Origin of the sequence: Kribbella pratensis (genome assembly GCF_004365355.1) — a bacterium.
Lineage (GTDB): Bacteria > Actinomycetota > Actinomycetes > Propionibacteriales > Kribbellaceae > Kribbella.
In genome coordinates, this window is record NZ_SODP01000003.1 from 1,290,462 (window position 1) to 1,309,166 (window position 18,705).

Below are 18,705 nucleotides of genomic sequence, written 5' to 3' on the forward strand. Positions count from 1 at the left end.
GTCAGGAGAACTCCCTTGGCAATCCAGAGCAGGCGTTCGTTCCTGGGGCGGACCGGCCTGGCCGTCGCACCGGCAGTCGTCGGAGGCAGCTGGGCTCTTCCCGCTGCGGCCGACACCGGGACTGTCCGAGGCCAGCTGGACAAGTACCTTGATCAGCTCGCGGCCGAGGACCGTTTCTCCGGCACGGTGTTGCTGATCCACGGCGACCGCACTGTGCTGTCGCGCTCGATCGGCTTTGCCGACAGGAAGAACGGCGTACGCAACCGGGCGGACACGAGGTACTGCCTGGCCTCGGTGACGAAGATGTTCACCGCGACCGCGATCGCCCAGCTCGCCCAGCGTGGCGCGCTGGATCTCGGCGACACGATCGGCAAGTACCTGAGTGGATTCAAGGCCGAGGTGGCAAACAAGGTCACGGTGCACAACCTCCTCACCCATACGTCCGGCCTGGGCGACTACATGCAGCTCGCGGGCTACTTCGAGGAATCGTCCACCTGGACGACGCCCCGCCAGATGATGGACGGGACCCTGCGGTACATCCGCACCGAGTCGCTCGCCTTCGCGCCTGGTACGGCCAGCAAGTACAGCAACTCCGGCTTTCATGTCCTCGGCTGCATCGTCGAGAAAGTCTCCGGCGAGTCGTACTACGACTACATCCGCAAGCACGTCTTCCGCCCGGCCGGCATGACCTCCGCCGACTTCACCCTGCTGTCCCAGTGGCGAACCGACCGCCGCTTCGCGCATCCGTATCCCACCGATGAATCAGGCAAGCGGTACGACGCCCTCGACACAGACATGTTCGGCGTCATCGGCAGCCCGGCCGGCAACGCGTTCGCGACCGCGTCCGATCTGGTGCGCTTCGTGAAGGCCCTGAACGACGGCACGCTGCTGAGCACGACATGGCGGGACGTGTTCGTCACCCCGAAGTTCGCGATGGGGACGCTGCCGGCCAAGTCCGGACTGCCGCAAGTCATCAACTTCGTCGGGTACGGCGCGGACAGCGCGATCATCAACGGCGCGCTGATCACCGGCCATCTCGGCGGGGCGCCGGGCGTGAGCACGAGCGCCGAGTGGTATCCGAGCCGCGGCTGGACCGCAGTACACCTCAGCAACTACGACCCGACTCCCGGGGCAAACGTCAACCAGGAGCTGCGTCAGGTCCTCACCGGCTAGGCAGGACTAGCTAGGTAGGGCGATCCGCACCGGGCCGGCCGCGCGGGCTTCGACCCAGCGCAGGTGGAATTCGCTGCCGGGGGCAACTTCCGGCCGGCGCTGCGGCTCGGTGCGAAGGTTGACCGGTGCGGTCAGCGTCGTGGCGGCCGGCTGCTCCGGAATGCCATGGGTTCTGACGTCGGCGATCAGTTCGGCGAGGGCTTCGGCGGCCGGCTTGCGTTCGTGGTCGACCGTGAACAGACCGAGGTCGTACTCTCGGTCCGGGAAGTCGAGGAGGCTCCGGTCGATGTCGTGCGACGACCACCACGTCACGCCGTACAGAGCCGGGTTCGGCAGCACGGTCTCGACGGTACGGCGGGTGAACTCGGCCTGCAGGTCCGTGGGGATATCCGGCCCGGGTACGCCGATCTCCTGCAGCCAGACGGGCCGCGCCGGGTCGAGCGCCGCGGCGTGAGCCAGCTCAACCAGGTAGTCGGCGTGGGTGAGCGTGGCCGGCCCGAGAGGACCGTCCACTCGTGAGACCCCGTTGAAAACCCACGAGTGGACAGTGCTCAGATCACCCAGTTCCACGGCATCAACGGGGTGGAAGGGATGATCGGCCTTGTACCAGGCGTCGTCGAACACGGAGTGCAGGGCGAGCACGTCCGGCGCCGCCTTCTTCAACGTGATCAGCAGATCCCGCGCCCAGGCGGTCGAGGCGTCAGGCGTGGTCGGGCTGTCCGGCCAGAGGTTGTTGACCTCGTTCCCGAGCGTGATCGCGAAGACGTTCGGCTTCGTCGCGACCGCGCGTGCCACGGTGCCGACGTACGCCGTGAGGCCGTCGCGGACCGTCGGATCCTCGAACAGGCTGCTCTTGTGCCAGGTCAGCACCCAGGACGGGAGGAAGTCGAAGCTGGACAGGTGACCCTGGATCAGGTCGACCGCGACGGTCAGCCCGTGCTCGGCGGCAGCATCGATCGTGTCGAGCAGGTCGGCGATCGCACGCTCGCGGATGATCGCCCGGTTCGGCTGGATCCAGGGCCAGACCGGGAACACCCGCACGTGGTCCAGCCCGATCGCGGCCAGGTCGGCGAAGTCCCGCCGTACTGCGGCGCCGTCGTAGTCCAGCCAGCTGTAGAACCAGCCGCTGGAGGGGACGTAGTTGGCACCGAACCGGGGGACCGAAGGCATGTCGAGGATGCTAAATCGGTTTAGGCCGTCAGGGCAACTGCGCCAATCCCGACACCCCCGCCCGACAGCGACCCGTCCGCCCACGTCCCACCCAGCGGCCGCCGCCGCCCTCTCAGGGGTTGACCCCTAAGAGGGTCGGTTGCGGAGTCAGAATCTGGGTCCGCAACCGACCGTCTCGGGGGTTGACCCCTGAGACGTACCTGGGCTGGGCGGGGTCGGGCTCGTGTGCGTGGGCCGTGTGGCTGGGCGGGCCGGCGGTCAGGATGGGGGTGTGCGCGGGTAGGCCGGGGTGGGGTGCCGGTGAGTCAGCTGGGGGGAGCGGTGGACTCGCGGACCGTGAGGACCGGGTCGGCGGTGCGGCGGTTGATCACCTGGGCGGGGTCGGCGATGGTCTCGAGCAGCACCTCGGCGGCCTGGCGGCCGAACTCGAAGGTGTCCCGGGACAGGGCCGTCAGCGCCGGGTGCATGAGCTGCGTCAGGATCGAGTCGTCGAACGCGACGATCGACAGGTCGCCGGGGACCGACACGCCCATCTCCATCGCGACGCCGAGTCCGGCGACCGCCATCACGTCACTGTCGTAGACGATCGCAGTCGGTCGCTCCGACTGGGACAGCAGCTTGCGCGTGATCGCGGCGCCCTCCGCGTCGCTGAAGTCCGTGGTCAACGACGGGGCGTCCACCAGCCCCAGGCGTGGGGCTGCGTCGCGGAGCGCCCGGATGCGGCGCTGCGTGTGCTGGAAGATCGGCGTACCGGCGACGTGGGCGATCCGGCGATGGCCGAGCGCGGCCAGGTATTCCACGATCGAGAGCATCGCGTCGCGGTCGTCGGCCCAGACCGACGCGAGCGCGCCCTTCCCGCCCCGGCCGCCGATGACGACGGCAGGCAGCTCGAGCGCCTTGAGCTCGTCGACCCGCGGGTCCTTGACCGTCAGGTCGACCAGGATCACGCCGTCGACGCGGTGCTCGGAGGCCCAGCGCCGGTACACCTCGATCTCGGCGGCCGTGTCCTCGACGATCAGCAGCTGCAGCGAGATCGACTCCGCGGACAGGCCGGACTGTACGCCGGAGAGCAGGTGCGCGAAGAACGGCTCGACCCCCAGCGTCCGCGCCGGCCGCGCGATCACCATCCCGACCGAGTCGACCCGCGATGCTCCGAGCGCCCGCGCCGCGCTGTGCGGCCGCCAGCTCATCTGCTCGGCGATCTTCAGGATCCGCTCGCGGGTCGCGTCGCTGACACCGGGCCGCCCGTTCAGCGCGAACGACACCGCACCCTTGGACACCCCCGCCCGGGTCGCAATATCCGCGATCGTCGGTCTGGCCACGTGGATCCCCTCTCACCCTTGACAGCGGATTCTACGATCCCCGATAGTGCAGGAGCTATACCGGTTTATCAAACCCAGGAGATTCCATGCGTAGACGCCGTCCGGCGCTCGTGGCAAGTCTTGCCGCCGCCGCTCTCACTCTGGCCGGTTGCGGCCTCGGATCCGAGGACTCCGGCAGCGGTGGCGCCAAGCCGACCGTCGACGCGAACGCCCAGGTGACCGGTGAGGTCAGCTTCCAGACGTGGGCGCTGAAGCCGAAGTTCACGTCGTACGTCGAGGGCGTGATCAAGGCCTTCGAAGCGAAGTACCCGGGCACGCATGTGACCTGGCTCGACCAGCCCGGCGACGGCTACGACAAGAAGGTGCTGAGCCAGGCCTCGGCCGGCCAGCTGCCCGACGTCACCAACCTGCCGCCGGACTTCGCGCTCAGCCTGGCCAAGCAGAACATGCTGCTCGACGTCGCGGCCGCCGACCCGAAGATCAAGGACGAGTACGTCGAGGGCGGCGTCCAGGCCTACGAGTACCAGGGGATGAACGGCACGTTCGGCTACCCGTGGTACCTGAACACCGACATCGACTACTGGAACGCGACGAAGTTCGCCGCGGCCGGCCTGGACGTGAAGAACCCGCCGAAGACCTTCGACGAGCTGCTCGCGGCCGCGAAGACGATGCACGACAAGACCGGCGGCAAGGAGTACCTGATGAGCCGCCTGCCGGGCATCGGCGACTTCACCAACGCCGGCGTCAAGATCCTGTCCGACGACGGCAAGAAGTTCGTCTTCAACACCCCCGAGGCCGCCGCGCTGCTGGACAAGTACCGCGACGCGTACAAGGCCGGCTACATGCCGCGCGACATCCTCACCAACGAGTACCTGGGCAACTCCAAGCTCTTCACCCAGGGCAAGGTCGCCTGGACGACCGGTGGCGGCAACGCGATCCAGGACTTCCAGAAGGACAACCCGTCCCTGAAGGGCAAGGTCGTCCCGTCGCCCGCACTCGACACCCCGCCGCTGTACGTGCAGGGTCTGTCGGTGTCGGCCAAGACCAAGAACCAGGCCGCCGCGATCGCGCTCGCCCGGTTCGTCACCAACGCCGAGAACCAGGCCGCGTTCGCGAAGATCGTGAACATCTTCCCGTCCACCAAGGCCTCCGCCCAGGACCCGTACTTCTCGAAGTCCGACGGTACGCCGGAGAGCGACGCGAAGGTGCTCGCGTTCCAGTCGCTGGCCAAGGCCAAGAACCTGCAGCCGCCGGTGATCAGTGGCGCGACCAACGACTTCATCGGGCAGCAGATCTCGCTGGCGATCTCCGGCAAGATCACCTCCCAGGCAGCCCTCGACGCGGCGGTGGCGAAGGCCAACCAGCTTCTCCCCCAGTAATGAGGTATCACCGTTGGTTCACCCCGTGGGTGCTGGTGATCCCAGCACTCGCGTGGTTGCTCGTCTTCAACCTGTGGCCCTCGATCAACACCGTCATCCTGTCGTTCACGAACGCCAGGCCGATCGGCGGCGGCTACTTCGTGGGCCTGAAGAACTTCGAGACCCTGCTGCACGACGAGCAGTTGCGGTGGGCGCTGCTCAACAGCGTCATCTACATGGTGGTCTGCCTGCCGTTCCTCACGGTCCTGCCGCTGCTGCTCGCCGTACTGGTCGAGAAGAAGTTGCCCGGGATCACCTTCTTCCGTACTGCGTTCTACACGCCGGTCGTAGCGTCCGCCGTCGTGGTGGCGCTGATCTGGCAGTGGATCCTCGACGACCGCGGTCTGGTCAATGGGATGGCCGAGAAGCTCGGGTTCATCTCCGGGCCGTTGCCGTTCCTGTCCGACCAGTGGCTGTTGTTGCTGAGCGCAATCAGTCTGACGATCTGGAAGGGGCTCGGGTACTACATGATCATCTACCTGGCCGCCCTCGGGAACGTCGGACGTGAGCTGCACGAGGCCGCCGCGGTCGACGGTGCCGGGCCGCTGCGGCGGTTCGTGCACATCACGATCCCCGGCGTCCGCGGGACGATGATCCTGATCTCGATCCTGATCTCCGTGTCGGCGCTGCGGGTGTTCTCCGAGCTGTTCATCCTCAGCGGCGGCAAGGGCGGTCCGGGCGGCCGGGACAACTCGGTCGTGATGCTGATCCAGCAGTACAGCCAGGGTTTCGAGGGCAACCTCGGGTACGCGTCGGCGTTGTCGATCGTGCTGTTCTTCGTCACCGTCGTACCGATGCTCGTCCTGGCTCGCCTGAACCGTCGAGGAGCCGAAGCATGAGCGTTGTCACCGATCCAGCCCGGCCGGCCGTTGTCGAGGCGCCTGGTAAGCCGCCTGCTCGTCGACGCGGTTCTTTCGGCTTCAACACGGTGTCACCGCGCGAGAAGGTCGTGCGCTACCTGCTACTGGCGTTCGTGCTGCTGATCACGATCGGGCCGTTCCTGTGGCAGTTGTCGACCTCGCTGAAGGGATCCGGGGAGGACATCTACACCCGGATCCCGCGGCTGCTGCCGTCCCAGCCGACGTTCTCCCATTACAAGGAAGTCACCGACACCATCCCGGTACTGGACTACGCGCGGAACTCGCTGGTGGTCGCCGTACTGGTTGTCGGCGGCAACGTGATCGGCGCGTCGCTGGCCGGGTTCGCGATCTCGCGGTTGCAGTTCCGCGGCCGTCGCATCGTGCTCGGACTGTTCCTCGCGACGTTGGTGCTGCCGGGTGAGGTCACGATCATCTCGCAGTACGTGACGGTTCGGGAGTTCGGGCTGGCGAACACGCTGGTCGGCGTCGCGCTGCCCGGCATGATCGGCGCGCTCAACGTCCTGCTGATGTACAACGCGTTCCGCGCCCTGCCGCTGGAGGTCGACCAGGCCGCGATCGTCGACGGCGCGAACGCCTGGCAACGCTTCGTGTACGTCGCTCTGCCGTCGGTGCGCGGGACGATCAGCGTGATCGCGATCTTCGCGTTCATCGGCGCGTGGGACGACTTCCTCTGGCCGTTGATCGTGCTCACCGACCCGAACAAGTACACGCTGACCGTCGGCCTGCAGTACCTGTCCGGGACCTTCAGCAACAACCCTCGCCTGATCGCCGCCGGCACGATGATCGCGTTCATCCCGATCGTGATCGTGTTCGCGACGCTGCAGCGGTTCTTCTTCAAGGGCGTCGAAGAAGGCGCCGTCAAGGGATAGCAGGACCGGCTCCGACCCTTGCAGAGGTCGGAGCCGGACGCCGTTACCGGACTAGCGCACGAGCACGATCGAGTTGATCGGGGTGAAGTCGTGCGGGAGGTACTCGCCGGTCTCGCGGTAGACCGGACCGCAGCCGGTGCCGTTGTAGCCCGTGCAGATCTGGAAGCCCGCACCCCCGGTCTGGCTGTTGACCGCCACCTTGGAGCCGATCACGTTCGACAGGTTGTGCGCGCCGTAGCTGTACCAGATGTTCTTGCTCAGGATGCTGCCGTTCGGCTCCCGCAGGCAGACGGCGCCTGACGGGCAGGCCGTTGCCGTGCCGGTGGTCGCCGCGTTCGCGGTCGGCGCGAGCGCCACGCCCGTACCGATCACAGCAGCGGCGATTCCGGCGGCAGTCATCGCGATCTTGCGCATGGTCTCATCCCCTCCGAGTGGTGGCCGCCGGTCGGCGGCCTCACCATCGAACGTAGGAGGGATGCGGCCCGCAGTGGGCCGTTCCGGAACGGTTTCGATCTGCTCCGAAACGGGTTGCGATCAGTTCATCCGCGTCTCGGCGAAGTCCAGCCAGCGGGTGGTGTCGGCCGGCGTGTGGTGACGGATCGACCAGTCCACCAGGCGCAGGCTCATGTGCGCCCAGTACAGCCGCAGTACGGCGGGATCGAGCAGGTCGTCGAGCATTTCGTCGTACCAGTCGAGCGGCAGCCGCGACTCCGCGTCGAACTGCAGCCGCGACTCAGCGTCGAACCGCAACGTGACGAGGCCGAACCGGCTGTCGCCGCGTCCGATGCCGTCCCAGTCGACGATGCCGGTCAGCTCGCCGCGCTCGTCGACCAGCACGTTGCCGGTGTGGAAGTCGAGGTGGACCAGGTCGTCGCCGGTCATGCCGCTCGGCTCGTCGCGGCCGACTTCGCGGACCCAGTCGAGCAGCCGGCGCGTGCGATCGTCGTACCGCTGAAGGGACTCGCGCAGGCAGAAGCCGGGGCCGCTCTCGAGCAGGTGCATCGACGGGACCGGAAGGTCAGCGGCCCGTCCGCGAAGCGGTCGGTCAGCGCGATGATCGCTTCGAGCAGAGCGCGGTCGATCACGTCGGGCGGCCGACCCGGCAGGCGCTCCTGGACGACACCGACGCCGTCGGTCACCTCGGTCAGCAGTTGGTACTGCGGCACCGGTAACCCGTCCGAGCGCGCCGCGTCGAGCACTCTCGCCGTACGCCGGAGGTCGTCGAGCGAGCCGAACCCCCGGGTGAGGACGCCTTCACGTCCGTCGGGCCACCGCACGAACCCGGCACCGACCTCACCGGCGGCCGCCCGCCCGACGAAGGTCAAGCCGGCTCCGGACCGCTCGTTCACCTCCAGCAGCAACTGCTCGGCGTCGAGCTTGGCGACCGGCGCGGGCATCTCGTCAACAGACACGTTTGCCGACCGTAGTCGGCCGGGCTGTCCGGCACCATCGGATTCGGCGAACTTGTTCGTAACGAACATGTTCGTTAGCCTGGGTGGCATGGATGAACCGAGGAGCAGGCGGGAGCGGCCGGCCAAGGAGGCGCTGACGCGGCGGGGCATCGTGGCGGCCGCGGTCGACGTGATGCGGGCCGAGGGGCTCGATCGCGTCACGATGCGGCGGCTGGCGAAGGAGCTCGACACCGGGCCGGCGTCGCTGTACGTCTACTTCCGCAACACGGCCCAGCTGCACGCCGCGGTGCTCGACGAGCTGCTCGGCGCCGTGGACCTGGCACCGGTCGACGCGGACGGCGATTGGCGAGAGCGGCTCGAGGCGGTGCTGGCGTCGTACACGCTGGTGCTGTTCGAGTATCCGAGCCTCGCCCAATCTGCCGTGACTGCGCGGCCGACCGGGGCGAACTACCTCCGTCTGGTCGAGTCGATCCTCGCCCTGCTCGACGAGGGCGGCGTGCCGCCGGGGCAGGCGTCGTGGGGGATCGACCTCCTGCTGCAGCTGGCCACCTCGACCGCCGCCGAGCACGCGGGCGGCGACGACCCGGAAGCCTGGGACGCACTGGCCGCCGTACTGCGGGCGGTCAAGCCGGAGACGTATCCGCGGATCGCGGCCCTGGGGGAGGACCTGCTCAGCGGAGCGGGGCCGGACCGGAGCTCGTGGGGCATCCGTGCGCTGATCAACGGGGTGCTGGCCACTCCACGACCTGAAGGAGAGACAACATGATCACGATCATCGGCGCCGGCCTGGGCGGTTTGACCCTGGCCCGCATCCTGCACGTCAACGGCATCGACGCCGTCGTCTACGAAGCTGACGCCTCACCGACCGCCCGCACCCAGGGCGGCATGCTCGACATCCACGAGGAGTCCGGCCAGGCAGCGCTCACGGCAGCCGGTCTGTACGACGACTTCCTGGGCCTGGTGATGCCGGGCGGCGAGGCGATGAAGGTCTACGACCGGCACGCCGTACTGCGGTTGTCACACGACCACGAAGGCAGCGGCCGGCCGGAGGTGCACCGTCGCGACCTGCGCACTCTGCTGCTCGGCAGCTTGCCGGACGGCATGATCCGCTGGGGCTCGAAGGTTGTCGAGATCTCCGCCGATCGGGAGGTGCGGCTGGTGGACGGGAGCACGTTCGAGGCCGAGGTGCTGATCGGCGCGGATGGTGCGTGGTCGAAGGTGCGGCCCTTGGTTTCGGCCGCGACCCCGGCGTACCTGGGTCTCTCGTTCGCCGAGCTGAATCTGCTCGACCCCGAGACGCGCCACCGGGACGCGGCCGACCTGATCGGCGGCGGCATGATGATGGCGCTCGGCGACGGCCGCGGCTTCCTGGCCCACCGGGAACCCGACCGCCTGCACGTGTACGCCGCCGTGCGGGTCGACGTGCCATGGACCGCGATGACGAAGGACGACCTGCTGGCGGAGTTCAAGGACTGGGACGACCGTTTTCTCCGCCTCGTGCACGAAGCCGACGGCGAGCTGACGCCACGCGCGATCCACGCCCTGCCGATCGGTCACAGCTGGAGCCGCGTCCCTGGCGTCACGCTGCTCGGTGACGCCGCACACCTGATGTCGCCGTTCGCCGGTGAGGGCGCGAACCTGGCCATGCAGGACGCCGCCGAACTGGCCGCCGCCCTGATCGCACAGCCCGACGACACCGAGGCCGCACTGGCGACCTACGAGTCGGCGCTCTTCCCCCGCGCCGAGGCTTCGGCCGCCGAGTCCGCGCAGAACCTCGAGATCTCCTTCGCCCCCGACGCCCCGGCCGGCATCCTCAACTTCTTCGCCGGTCTGGGTTGACCCGGCGGTTTCCGGAAGATATTTCGCGCCTGGTGGCGAATATGTTCCGGAGATCGGCAGTGCGGGTTCCGGTCAGCGGCTGGAGGCGGCCGGGAACACGGCTCCGGTGTACTTCTCGCCGGGGCCCTGTCCGGCCTCGTCCTGGATGCTGCTGGCTTCGCGGAACGCGAGTTGGAGCGAGCGCAGACCGTCCTTCAGCGGGGCGGCGTGGTGGTGGCCGAGGGCGGGCGCGGCCGCGTCGAGCAGGCCGGCCAGGGAGTCGATCAGGGAGCGGGCCTCGTCGAGGTCCTTGTGGTCGGGGAGGTCGGCGGCCAGGCCGAGGTTGACGGCCGCGGCGCTCATCAGGTGGAGTGCGGCGGTCGAGATGATCTCGACGGCGGGGACCTCGGCGATGTCGCGGGAAGCGGTCGACAGCGGGTCCGGCTGTCCGGCGTCGGGCTGTCCGGCGTCGGTCTGTTCGGCGTCAGGGCGTTCGGCGCCGGAACGTGGAGTGGCATCTGCGTCGGTCATGCTGTTACTCTTGCACGGCGACCGACCAGGTCCGATGGTGACCCCTGAGTGGAATATTCAAGGGCCGCCGGCGGTTCTGGTCTAAGCGGAGGGCCACCTCCCACCCAGTCGATGAACAGTCGGCGGGTCCCGGTCAACGCTGAGAAATTCTGGAGGACATCCGGAGCATCACAGCGATCGTACGGCGTACCACCCGGAGGGGTTGGGGCGTCGTCGATCTGGGAATTGGGCCTTCGTGTGATCGCACGGGGGCCTTTCGCGTTTTCCGGGGGGCTCGCGGCGATAACAAGGTGGCACAAGTACTAGTTCAACCCAGGAGGACCCATCACCACTGATTTGCGCGTCAACGAGCGCATCCGCGTTCCCGAGGTGCGACTGGTCGGACCGAACGGTGAGCAGGTTGGCATCGTCCGGATCGAAGACGCACTGCGGCTGGCCCAGGAGGCCGATCTCGACCTGGTCGAGGTCGCGGCAACCGCCCGGCCTCCGGTCTGCAAGTTGATGGATTTCGGCAAGTACAAGTACGAGACCGCGCAGAAGGCGCGCGAGTCCCGCCGGAACCAGACCAACACCATCATCAAAGAGATGAAGCTGCGGCCGAAGATCGACCCGCACGACTACGAGACCAAGAAGGGTCACGTGGTCCGGTTCCTGAAGGCCGGGGACAAGGTCAAGATCACCATCATGTTCCGCGGACGTGAGCAGTCCCGGCCCGAGCTCGGGTTCCGGTTGCTGCAGCGGCTGGCCGAAGACGTGAACGAGCTCGGCTTCGTCGAGTCCTCGCCGCGGCAGGACGGCCGGAACATGATCATGGTGCTCGGACCGCACAAGAAGAAGTCCGAGGCGCGCGTGGACGTGGAAGCCGAGAAGGCGCAGCGCAAGGCCGAGCGAGAGGCCGAGGAGCAGGCGGAGCGTGCGGAGCGCGCCGAGCAGGCCCAGGCCCACGAGGCAGAACGCGCCGCCGGTGCCACGAAGAAGCCGAAGGGTCCGGCCGACAACCTCGACCCGGAGTGACGAAACGCTCCGGCGGCCAGGTCAGTCACAGCAGCCGGAGCCGGTCACACCGAAGTTCGAGTCAACGAAAATAATCAGGAGCACAACAGCCATGCCGAAGATGAAGACCCACTCGGGGATGAAGAAGCGCGTCCGGATCACCGGAACGGGCAAGGTTCGCCGCGAGCAGACCGGTGTCCGCCACCTCGCCGAGGCGAAGACGTCCAAGCGCAAGCGGCGCCTGAGCGGCACCGTCGAGGTTGCACCCGCGTTCGCGAAGAAGGCCAAGAAGCTTCTCGGCATCTGAGCATCACCCTCACCCCCCGAACATCCCCGCCGAGTGGGCCACCCTCTCTCCGGCGCAGAAATACAAGGAGTAACACCTCATGGCACGCGTGAAGCGGGCAGTCAACGCCCACAAGAAGCGTCGTACCGTACTTGAGCAGGCCAGCGGCTACCGCGGCCAGCGCTCGCGGCTGTACCGCAAGGCCAAGGAGCAGGTCACCCACTCGCTCGTCTACGCCTACCGTGACCGCAAGGCGCGCAAGGGCGACTTCCGCAAGCTGTGGATCCAGCGGATCAACGCCGCGGTCCGGGCCGAGGACCTGACCTACAACCGCTTCATCCAGGGCCTGCGGCTGGCCGAGGTCGAGGTCGACCGCAAGATCCTGGCCGACTTGGCTGTCAACGACCCGGCCGCGTTCTCCGCGCTCGTGCAGGTGGCCAAGGCCGCCCTGCCGGCCGACGTGAACGCCCCGAAGACCGACGCCGCGGCCTGAGCAACACCCTTACACCACAGTGGCGAGTCCCGGTCTGCTGACCGCGCAATCAGCGCGCATCAAGCAGGCTCGGCGGCTCGCCACTCGTGCGTTCCGGCGTAAAGCCGGCCGGTTCCTCGTCGAGGGACCGCAGGCCGTCCGGGAAGCACTCGAGCACCGCGAGCTCGTCGTCGAGGTGTACGCGGAGCCCGAGGTCGCGACCCGTCATCGCGACCTCCACGACCTGGCCGCGGCCGCCGGCGTCCCGTGGTTCGAGGTCAACCGTGCCGCCGTCGAGGCGTTGAGCGAGACCGTCACCTCGCAGGGCGTCGTCGCCGTCTGCTCGCTGGTGACCGTGCCGTTCGCGCCCACCGGCACGCTGATCGCGGCCGGCGTACAGGTTCGCGATCCCGGCAACGTCGGCACCCTGATCCGTACTGCGGACGCGGCCGGCGCCGGTGCCGTCGTACTGTCGGCCGAGTCCGTCGACCCGCACAACCCGAAGGCGGTCCGGGCCAGCGTCGGCAGCATCTTCCACGTGCCGATCAGCACCGACGTCGACATCGTCGAGGCCGTCGAGTCGTGGCGCGATCACGGTCTGCAGGTGCTCGCCGCCGACGGGTACGGCGCGACCGACTTGGACACGTGCATCGACGACGGGACGCTGGCCAAGCCGACCGTGTGGCTGTTCGGCAACGAGGCGCACGGTCTGCCCGACGGCATCAACGCGATCGTTGATCACTCGGTCAAGGTCCCGATCTACGGTCGCGCGGAGTCACTCAACCTCGCGACGGCCGCCGCGGTCTGCTTGTACGCCTCTGCCCGTGCCCAACGCCGATGACGTTCGACCTGCCGGGGCAGTTCTGGCGCGGCAACCTGCACACGCACACGAACCTCTCGGACGGTTACCTGTCACCGGCTGAGACCGCGCAGGTCTACCGGGGCGCCGGGTACGACTTCGTCGCGATCACCGACCACTTCCGGCCCGAGTACGGGTACCCGGTGACGGACACCCACGACCTGCGGACGGACGACTTCACCACGCTGATCGGCGCCGAACTCCACGCTCCGCGGACGGAAGCCGGCCAGCAATGGCACATCATCGCGGCCGGCCTCCCGCTCGACTTCACCCAGCCGTCGGGGAGCGAGACCGGTCCTGAGTTGGCGCGACGTGCGCGGGCCGCGGGTGCGTTCATCGGCATGGCGCACCCGTCGGCGTCGCTCCTGACCGCTGTCGACGCGGAGAGCCTCGACGCGGCGCATTCGGTCGAGGTCTACAACGCACTGTCCGACCGCGAGAACCGCGGCGACAGCTGGCACCTTGCCGATGTCCTGCTGAACCGCGGTCACCGGCTGACGACGTACGCCGCCGACGACGCTCACCTGCAACCCCAGGACCCGCCGCCGTGCCAGGCCTGGGTCCAGGTCCGCGCCGAAACGCTCGCCCCGGACGCACTGCTCACCGCCCTCAAGGCCGGCCATTTCTACTCCAGCACCGGCCCCGAGCTGTACGACGTACGCATCGAGGGCGAGATGGTCGTCGTCCGCTGCTCACCCGCAACGAAGATCCTGCTGACCGGCGGCCACCCGGGCGCAGAACTTGCCCAAGGCACCGATCTCACCGAGTGCGCCCTCCCATGGGCCTTGTTCCGCGGCCGGCACTGCCGCATCACCGTCGAGGACGCCACCGGCCACCGCGCCCGGACCAACCCGATGTACTTGCCGTTCTGATTGACGGTTCGGGGTGGGGCGTGTCAGCGTTGGGCTAGCGCGCGCCAGGGCGCCTCCTCTTCGCGGCAAGCACCGAGTGCACCTGGATGGTGGGAGTAGGACTTGTGTCGGCCGGTGAACCCTTCGGGACGGCCTGATTCAGCGGAGCGGGCTGTTCTGGAAGGACCGTTGATGTCGACTACACCGCTGCCCGCCAAGGCGAGTCTCAGCCAGCTGCGCGCCCGGGCGAAGGAACTCCGGAAGGCGGTCGCCAAAGGCAGGCCCGACGCGATCGAGCGGGCCCGCGCGCACCACCCGGCGTACGACGACGCGACCTTCACGCTGCGGGATGCGCAGTTGACGATCGCACGGGAGTACGGCCTGGCCAGCTGGCCGGAATTGATGGAGAAGGTCGCGACCGAGCTGGTCGAAGGCCGCGAGCTGCACCGGTACTTCGGCGTCGAGCTGAACAACGAGACCTGGGACCTGCTCGAAGAGATCGACGAGATGAGCCCCTTGGAGGACCAGGAGCGGTTGCTGTACGGCGCTTATGCCGCCTGCCTGCACTGGTTAGAGGCGGGCAACGAAGCCAATCACGCCCGCGGCGAGCACCTGATCGCGAGGGTCGCGCTCCGCATCGGGCGGATCGAGGTCGGACTGCAGCATGCGCGACGCTGTCTCGAACTCATCGAGACGCACCGCGAGCAGATGAGCGACTGGGACGAACCGTTCGCCCGCGAGGCCCTGGCTCGGGCTCTCGCGGCGACCGGTCACACAGCTGCCGCACGCGCAGAGTTGGAGAAAGCGCGCGAACTGACCAAGCTCGTCGCGAACGAGGGCGATCGGAAGGTGCTGGAGGAGGAGTTCGCCAAGGAGCCGTGGTTCGGCCTTACTTCTTGACCCGTGCCTGCAGGCCGTCGAGCAGTGCGTCGAGCCCGAAGACGAAGTTCTCGGTGAGCTCGCCGTCCAGGTCGACCGACGTACGGCGGCGGACCGACTCCTGCATCTGCGGGTAGTCGGTCGCGACGGACTGCGCCTGCTCGAGCATCTCGCTAACCCAGCTCTCCTCGGAGCGGCCGGACTTCCGGACCATCTCGCGGGTCGCGACCTCGGCGCTGACCGTGCCGAGCACGTACGACATCACGCTGCCCATGGCCAGATCGACCTCGTGTGGTGTGACGAACCCGGCCGCTCCGAACAGCACCAGGCCACGCTCGCCGAGCGCCATCGCGTTCGGCCCGATGCTCGGCCGCGTGTACATCACCTCGGGCAGCCACGGATGCCGTAGTACGGCGGAGCGCAGGCTGTGCCCGAACAACAGCGCCCCGCTCCGCCATCCGGCGAGCTCCGGCTCGGGCACGTCGATCTCGGCCCAGACCTGGTCGATGAGCAGGTCGATCAGATCGTCCTTGGTCGGCACGTGCCAGTAGAGGCTGGTCGCGCCGGAGCCGAGCCGGGCGGCGAGCTTGCGCATGCTCAGCCCGGCGACGCCCTCGCTGTCCAGGATCTCCATCGCGTTCTTCACGATCTGCTCCCGGCTGAGCGTCTCGCGCGCCGGTGCAGCCGACCGTTGCCGGGTCCAGATCGTTTCCCTCATGCGCCCATCCTACAAAGCACTCGCACACCGTACGAGTTTGTCGTACAGTGTGCGAGTGACTAGTACACCGTTCGAGTCGTCCGAATCCGAGTCGGTCGGGAATGCCGCGACCGGTCACCCGCGTCGCTGGTGGATCCTGCTGATCCTGTGCCTGAGCCTGATGGTCCTGGTCGTCGACAACACCGTCCTCAACCTGGCGATCCCGTCGCTGATGCGCGATCTGGGCGCGACGCCCGCGGACATCCAGTGGGTGATCGACGCCTACATCCTGGCGTTCGCCGGACTGCTGCTGACGGCCGGAAGCCTGTCCGACCGGTTCGGCCGGCGGAAGATGCTGCTCCTGGGTCTGGTGGTCTTCGGCGCGGCCTCGCTGCTGGCGACCCTGGCCGACAATCCGTGGCAGCTGATCGCCTGCCGTTTCCTGATGGGCGTCGGCGGATCGCTGCTGATGCCGAGCACGCTGTCGCTGCTGTTCACCGTGTTCCCGCCGGAGGAGCAGCGCAAGGCGATGGCCGGCTGGTCGATGGTCGCGATGCTCGGCGTGGTCGCCGGCCCGACCGTCGGTGGAGTGTTGCTGAACCACTTCTGGTGGGGCTCGATCTTCCTGCTGAACGTCCCGATCGCCCTGCTCGCGATCATCGGGACGCTGGCGCTGATCCCGGAGTCGAAGGGCCCCGCGCGTGACGTCGACCCGGTCGGCGCGGTGCTGACGATCGTCGGGATGGCATCGATCGTCTGGGCGATCGTGTCGATCCCGGCGCACGGCTGGGGCTCCGGCCGGGTGCTCGGTGGTCTCGCGGTCGGAGTGGTCGCGTTGACCGCCTTCGCGCTGTGGGAGAAGCGCAGTGAACACCCGATGGTGCCGCTCGCGCTGTTCCGGGATCGGCGGTTCAGTGGGACGAGCTTCTCGATCGTGCTGTTGTCGTTCACGGCGGGCGGGTTGCTGCTGGCGTTGACGCAGTACCTGCAGTTCGTGCTCGGGTACAGCCCGTTGAAGGCCGGGCTGGCCCTGATTCCGTACGCCGTTGCGGCGGCTGCGTTCAACGGCCTCGGCGCTGCGCTGGGCAAGAAGGTAGCGGACCGGACGCTGATCTCCCTCGGGCTGCTGATCATCGCGGGCAGCTTCGGGATCCTGACGCAGGTGTCCGACTCGAGCGGGTACGGGCTGTTGATCATCGGCCTGCTGGTGATGGGCATCGGCGGTGGCCTGGCCGGACCGGCGGCGTACACGCTGTTGATGCAGGCCGTTCCGGCGGAGCACCGCGGCGTCGGCTCAGCGATGAACGACACCGTGCAGCAGACCGGGGCGGCGCTGTCGGTCGCCGTACTGGGCAGTGTGCTCGCGGCGGCGTACTCGTCGGCGCTGCCGGACTCCGTGCCCGATGCGGCTCGGAAGTCGATCGCAGACACCCTCGCGCTCGGCCCGGACTTCTTCGGCTCCGCGAAGCATGCCTTCATCGACGCGATGTCGATCTCGATGACCGTCGGCGCAGGCGGGGCGATCGCGGGCGCGGTGGTTGCGGTGGTGCTCCTCCCGCGCGACGAGGCCAAGATGCAGGACGCCGCTCCGGCGGCAGTGGACGACCCAGTGCACTGACAGCATGCGGGTATGCAGGACGCCCAGGGGATCGTGAACCTGATGCTCGTCGTAGTACTCGGCCTGATACCGGTCGCCCTCGTCACGTTGATCGTCGGTCGGTGGAGATCCCAGCGGTTCGTCCTCAAATGGGCTCAGGCGGCCGGCATCCTGTCGGCCGCCCTGTCCACGGGATACCTCCTCGCCGGGGCAGCCTGCCTCATTCTCGAAAGCCGCACTCCGACCCCGACGTACCCGCTCTTCCTCCTACCGGTCGGCGGCGTCGCCCTGGCGACCTCCCTGGCAATCCTCGTCACCACCATCCGAACCAGGTGGCGGATGGGTTGAGTCGTTCTTGTCCACAGCGCGAGGACCGGACCGAGCGCGAACGGCGCGACGACTGCATCTTGTTCGGTGTGACGGAGAGCATCGAGACTTTCGCGGAGGTGCGTCGGCGCCAGGCGGGAGCGTTCAGCCGAGAGCAGGCGATGACGCACGGAATCACCGACAGGGTGCTGCAGGGACGCTGCCGGGCACGGCAGGCGCAGCGGGTTCATACAGGTGTGTACGCCGACTTCACCGGACCGCTGCCCTGGGAGACCCGGATGTGGGCAGCATGGCTGGCATGTGGGCTGGGCGCGGCGCTGACCGGAGCGACCGCGCTCCGTATGTACGGCATCGCAGGGGACTGGGACGACCGGATCCATGTCGCAGTGCCGCACTCGCGGCGGGTCGGTCGGAGGTTCGGGATCGTCATCTCCCGGCACCGGGACCTGTCCTCGCTCGTGCACTCGTCTCGCCAACCGCCGGCGGTTCGACTGGAGGTCGCGGTGCTGATCGCCGCCGGCGCAGAACAGGATGTGTCGAAACGAGCCGCCGTACTGTTCGACGCGTGTCGGCAGCGCCGGACGACACCGGCGCGATTGCTGGCCGAGCTGGCTTTGCTGCCGGTACTGCCCGGCCGCCGGGTCATCGGGCGGATCCTGGCGGAGGCGGCCGAAGGGGTTCAGTCGTTCCTCGAGCAGGCGTACCTCCGGCGCGTCGAGCGCGCTCACGGCCTGCCGCGGGCGCGACGGCAGGTCCGCGCCACCGACAGCGGTGCAGTCGTCTATCGGGACTCGGAGTACACGCCGTACGACGTGATCGTCGAGCTCGACGGCCGCGCCGGCCACGCGGACTCGATCAGTCGCTGGCGTGACATGACCAGGGACAACGCCGCCGCGACGACCGGCAAGGTGACGCTGCGCTTCGGCTACCAGGTGGTCAGCCGGCCATGCCAAGCGGCGTCGCAGGTAGCCGCCACCCTCCACCTCCACGGCTGGCCCGGCCACCCCCACCCCTGCTCCCCCACCTGCCCCCTCCCTCCCGTCCCGTCCAGCAAGGTTGGGGAGGATCTTGTACCAAATCGGGGGCAAAATCCTCCCCAACCTGGGTGAGGCGCGGGGTGCGCGCGGGGTGGGCGCGGGGGTGGGCGCGG

22 protein-coding genes are annotated in these 18,705 nt (G+C 68.2%); 15 read left to right on the forward strand and 7 right to left on the reverse strand.

The features are described from left to right. Positions 1-15 precede the first annotated feature (15 nt). Positions 16-1,173 carry a serine hydrolase domain-containing protein gene (locus EV653_RS34185; RefSeq protein ID WP_166679656.1) on the forward strand — a complete coding sequence of 386 codons (1,158 nt, stop codon included), beginning with the start codon at positions 16-18 and terminating at the stop codon, positions 1,171-1,173. A gap of 6 nt (positions 1,174-1,179) precedes the next feature. Here the strand turns inward: EV653_RS34185 and EV653_RS34190 are convergent, their stop codons facing one another. Both EV653_RS34190 and EV653_RS34195 read right to left on the reverse strand, forming a co-directional pair. Further along, on the reverse strand, positions 1,180-2,343 hold the full coding sequence (locus EV653_RS34190; protein ID WP_238160614.1) for a glycoside hydrolase 5 family protein: 1,164 nt from the start codon (positions 2,341-2,343) through the stop codon (positions 1,180-1,182). Positions 2,344-2,648: 305 nt separating this feature from the next. Next, positions 2,649-3,665, reverse strand: a complete 1,017-nt coding sequence (locus tag EV653_RS34195; protein ID WP_134109166.1) for a LacI family DNA-binding transcriptional regulator — start codon at positions 3,663-3,665, stop codon at positions 2,649-2,651. Positions 3,666-3,751: 86 nt separating this feature from the next. On the opposite strand from EV653_RS34195, the gene EV653_RS34200 reads away from it, so the two are divergent. The 3 genes from EV653_RS34200 to EV653_RS34210 are packed head-to-tail and all read left to right on the forward strand — an operon-like array spanning position 3,752 to position 6,833. Continuing rightward, positions 3,752-5,044, forward strand: coding sequence for an ABC transporter substrate-binding protein (locus tag EV653_RS34200; RefSeq protein WP_134109168.1), 1,293 nt, complete (start codon positions 3,752-3,754; stop codon positions 5,042-5,044). Continuing rightward, complete coding sequence (locus EV653_RS34205; protein ID WP_134109171.1) at positions 5,044-5,922, forward strand: carbohydrate ABC transporter permease; 879 nt, start codon at positions 5,044-5,046, stop codon at positions 5,920-5,922. Before EV653_RS34200 ends, EV653_RS34205 begins: the two co-directional genes overlap by 1 nt. Beyond that, positions 5,919-6,833, forward strand: a complete 915-nt coding sequence (locus tag EV653_RS34210) for a carbohydrate ABC transporter permease (RefSeq protein ID WP_134109173.1) — start codon at positions 5,919-5,921, stop codon at positions 6,831-6,833. Before EV653_RS34205 ends, EV653_RS34210 begins: the two co-directional genes overlap by 4 nt. 51 nt (positions 6,834-6,884) lie before the next feature. On the opposite strand, the gene EV653_RS34215 is transcribed toward EV653_RS34210, so the two are convergent. The 3 genes from EV653_RS34215 to EV653_RS42375 all read right to left on the reverse strand — a co-directional run bounded on the left by EV653_RS34215 (position 6,885) and on the right by EV653_RS42375 (position 8,245). Beyond that, entirely contained in the window at positions 6,885-7,247 is a 363-nt protein-coding gene (locus EV653_RS34215) for a hypothetical protein (RefSeq protein WP_134109175.1), read from the reverse strand. A 120-nt stretch (positions 7,248-7,367) separates the two neighbouring features. Continuing rightward, a complete protein-coding gene (locus tag EV653_RS34220; RefSeq protein ID WP_238160615.1) occupies positions 7,368-7,715 on the reverse strand; it encodes a phosphotransferase in 348 nt (115 codons plus the stop codon). Continuing rightward, positions 7,712-8,245 (reverse strand): hypothetical protein, encoded by a 534-nt coding sequence (locus EV653_RS42375; RefSeq protein ID WP_238160616.1) that lies wholly within the window; start codon positions 8,243-8,245, stop codon positions 7,712-7,714. The genes EV653_RS34220 and EV653_RS42375 overlap by 4 nt, the downstream gene beginning before the upstream one ends. Positions 8,246-8,333: 88 nt before the next feature. On the opposite strand from EV653_RS42375, the gene EV653_RS34225 reads away from it, so the two are divergent. Beyond that, on the forward strand, positions 8,334-9,011 hold the full coding sequence (locus EV653_RS34225; protein WP_134109179.1) for a TetR/AcrR family transcriptional regulator: 678 nt from the start codon (positions 8,334-8,336) through the stop codon (positions 9,009-9,011). Next, the gene (locus EV653_RS34230; protein WP_134109181.1) at positions 9,008-10,084 is read left to right on the forward strand and encodes an FAD-dependent oxidoreductase; all 1,077 of its coding nucleotides are present in this window, start codon (positions 9,008-9,010) and stop codon (positions 10,082-10,084) included. The genes EV653_RS34225 and EV653_RS34230 overlap by 4 nt, the downstream gene beginning before the upstream one ends. 72 nt (positions 10,085-10,156) lie before the next feature. Here the strand turns inward: EV653_RS34230 and EV653_RS34235 are convergent, their stop codons facing one another. Next, positions 10,157-10,594 carry a DUF1844 domain-containing protein gene (locus EV653_RS34235; RefSeq protein ID WP_238160617.1) on the reverse strand — a complete coding sequence of 146 codons (438 nt, stop codon included), beginning with the start codon at positions 10,592-10,594 and terminating at the stop codon, positions 10,157-10,159. Positions 10,595-10,930: 336 nt separating this feature from the next. Between EV653_RS34235 and infC the strand changes: the two genes are divergently transcribed. The 6 genes from infC to EV653_RS34265 all read left to right on the forward strand — a co-directional run bounded on the left by infC (position 10,931) and on the right by EV653_RS34265 (position 14,955). Beyond that, entirely contained in the window at positions 10,931-11,608 is a 678-nt protein-coding gene (gene infC / locus EV653_RS34240; RefSeq protein WP_202871947.1) for a translation initiation factor IF-3, read from the forward strand. Between the two features lie 91 nt (positions 11,609-11,699). After that, entirely contained in the window at positions 11,700-11,894 is a 195-nt protein-coding gene (gene rpmI, locus EV653_RS34245; protein ID WP_130439409.1) for a 50S ribosomal protein L35, read from the forward strand. 79 nt (positions 11,895-11,973) lie between these two features. Next, the gene (rplT, locus tag EV653_RS34250) at positions 11,974-12,366 is read left to right on the forward strand and encodes a 50S ribosomal protein L20 (protein WP_130439407.1); all 393 of its coding nucleotides are present in this window, start codon (positions 11,974-11,976) and stop codon (positions 12,364-12,366) included. Between the two features lie 19 nt (positions 12,367-12,385). After that, entirely contained in the window at positions 12,386-13,186 is an 801-nt protein-coding gene (locus tag EV653_RS34255; protein WP_134109185.1) for a TrmH family RNA methyltransferase, read from the forward strand. Then, complete coding sequence (locus tag EV653_RS34260; RefSeq protein ID WP_134109187.1) at positions 13,183-14,076, forward strand: CehA/McbA family metallohydrolase; 894 nt, start codon at positions 13,183-13,185, stop codon at positions 14,074-14,076. Before EV653_RS34255 ends, EV653_RS34260 begins: the two co-directional genes overlap by 4 nt. Positions 14,077-14,247: 171 nt before the next feature. Next, positions 14,248-14,955, forward strand: a complete 708-nt coding sequence (locus EV653_RS34265; protein ID WP_134109189.1) for a hypothetical protein — start codon at positions 14,248-14,250, stop codon at positions 14,953-14,955. Here EV653_RS34265 and EV653_RS34270 read toward each other — a convergent pair. Then, positions 14,945-15,652 (reverse strand): TetR/AcrR family transcriptional regulator, encoded by a 708-nt coding sequence (locus tag EV653_RS34270; protein ID WP_134109191.1) that lies wholly within the window; start codon positions 15,650-15,652, stop codon positions 14,945-14,947. The genes EV653_RS34265 and EV653_RS34270 overlap by 11 nt on opposite strands. 55 nt (positions 15,653-15,707) lie before the next feature. Here EV653_RS34270 and EV653_RS34275 point away from each other — a divergent pair, with 55 nt between their 5' ends. The 3 genes from EV653_RS34275 (at position 15,708) to EV653_RS34285 (ending at position 18,664) form a co-directional block, all read left to right on the forward strand. Beyond that, positions 15,708-17,249, forward strand: coding sequence for an MFS transporter (locus EV653_RS34275; RefSeq protein ID WP_238160619.1), 1,542 nt, complete (start codon positions 15,708-15,710; stop codon positions 17,247-17,249). 12 nt (positions 17,250-17,261) lie between these two features. Beyond that, positions 17,262-17,576: a hypothetical protein gene (locus EV653_RS34280; protein ID WP_134109195.1), complete on the forward strand. Its 315-nt coding sequence runs from the start codon at positions 17,262-17,264 to the stop codon at positions 17,574-17,576. Between the two features lie 68 nt (positions 17,577-17,644). After that, positions 17,645-18,664, forward strand: coding sequence for a hypothetical protein (locus EV653_RS34285; protein WP_134109197.1), 1,020 nt, complete (start codon positions 17,645-17,647; stop codon positions 18,662-18,664). Positions 18,665-18,705 lie beyond the last annotated feature (41 nt).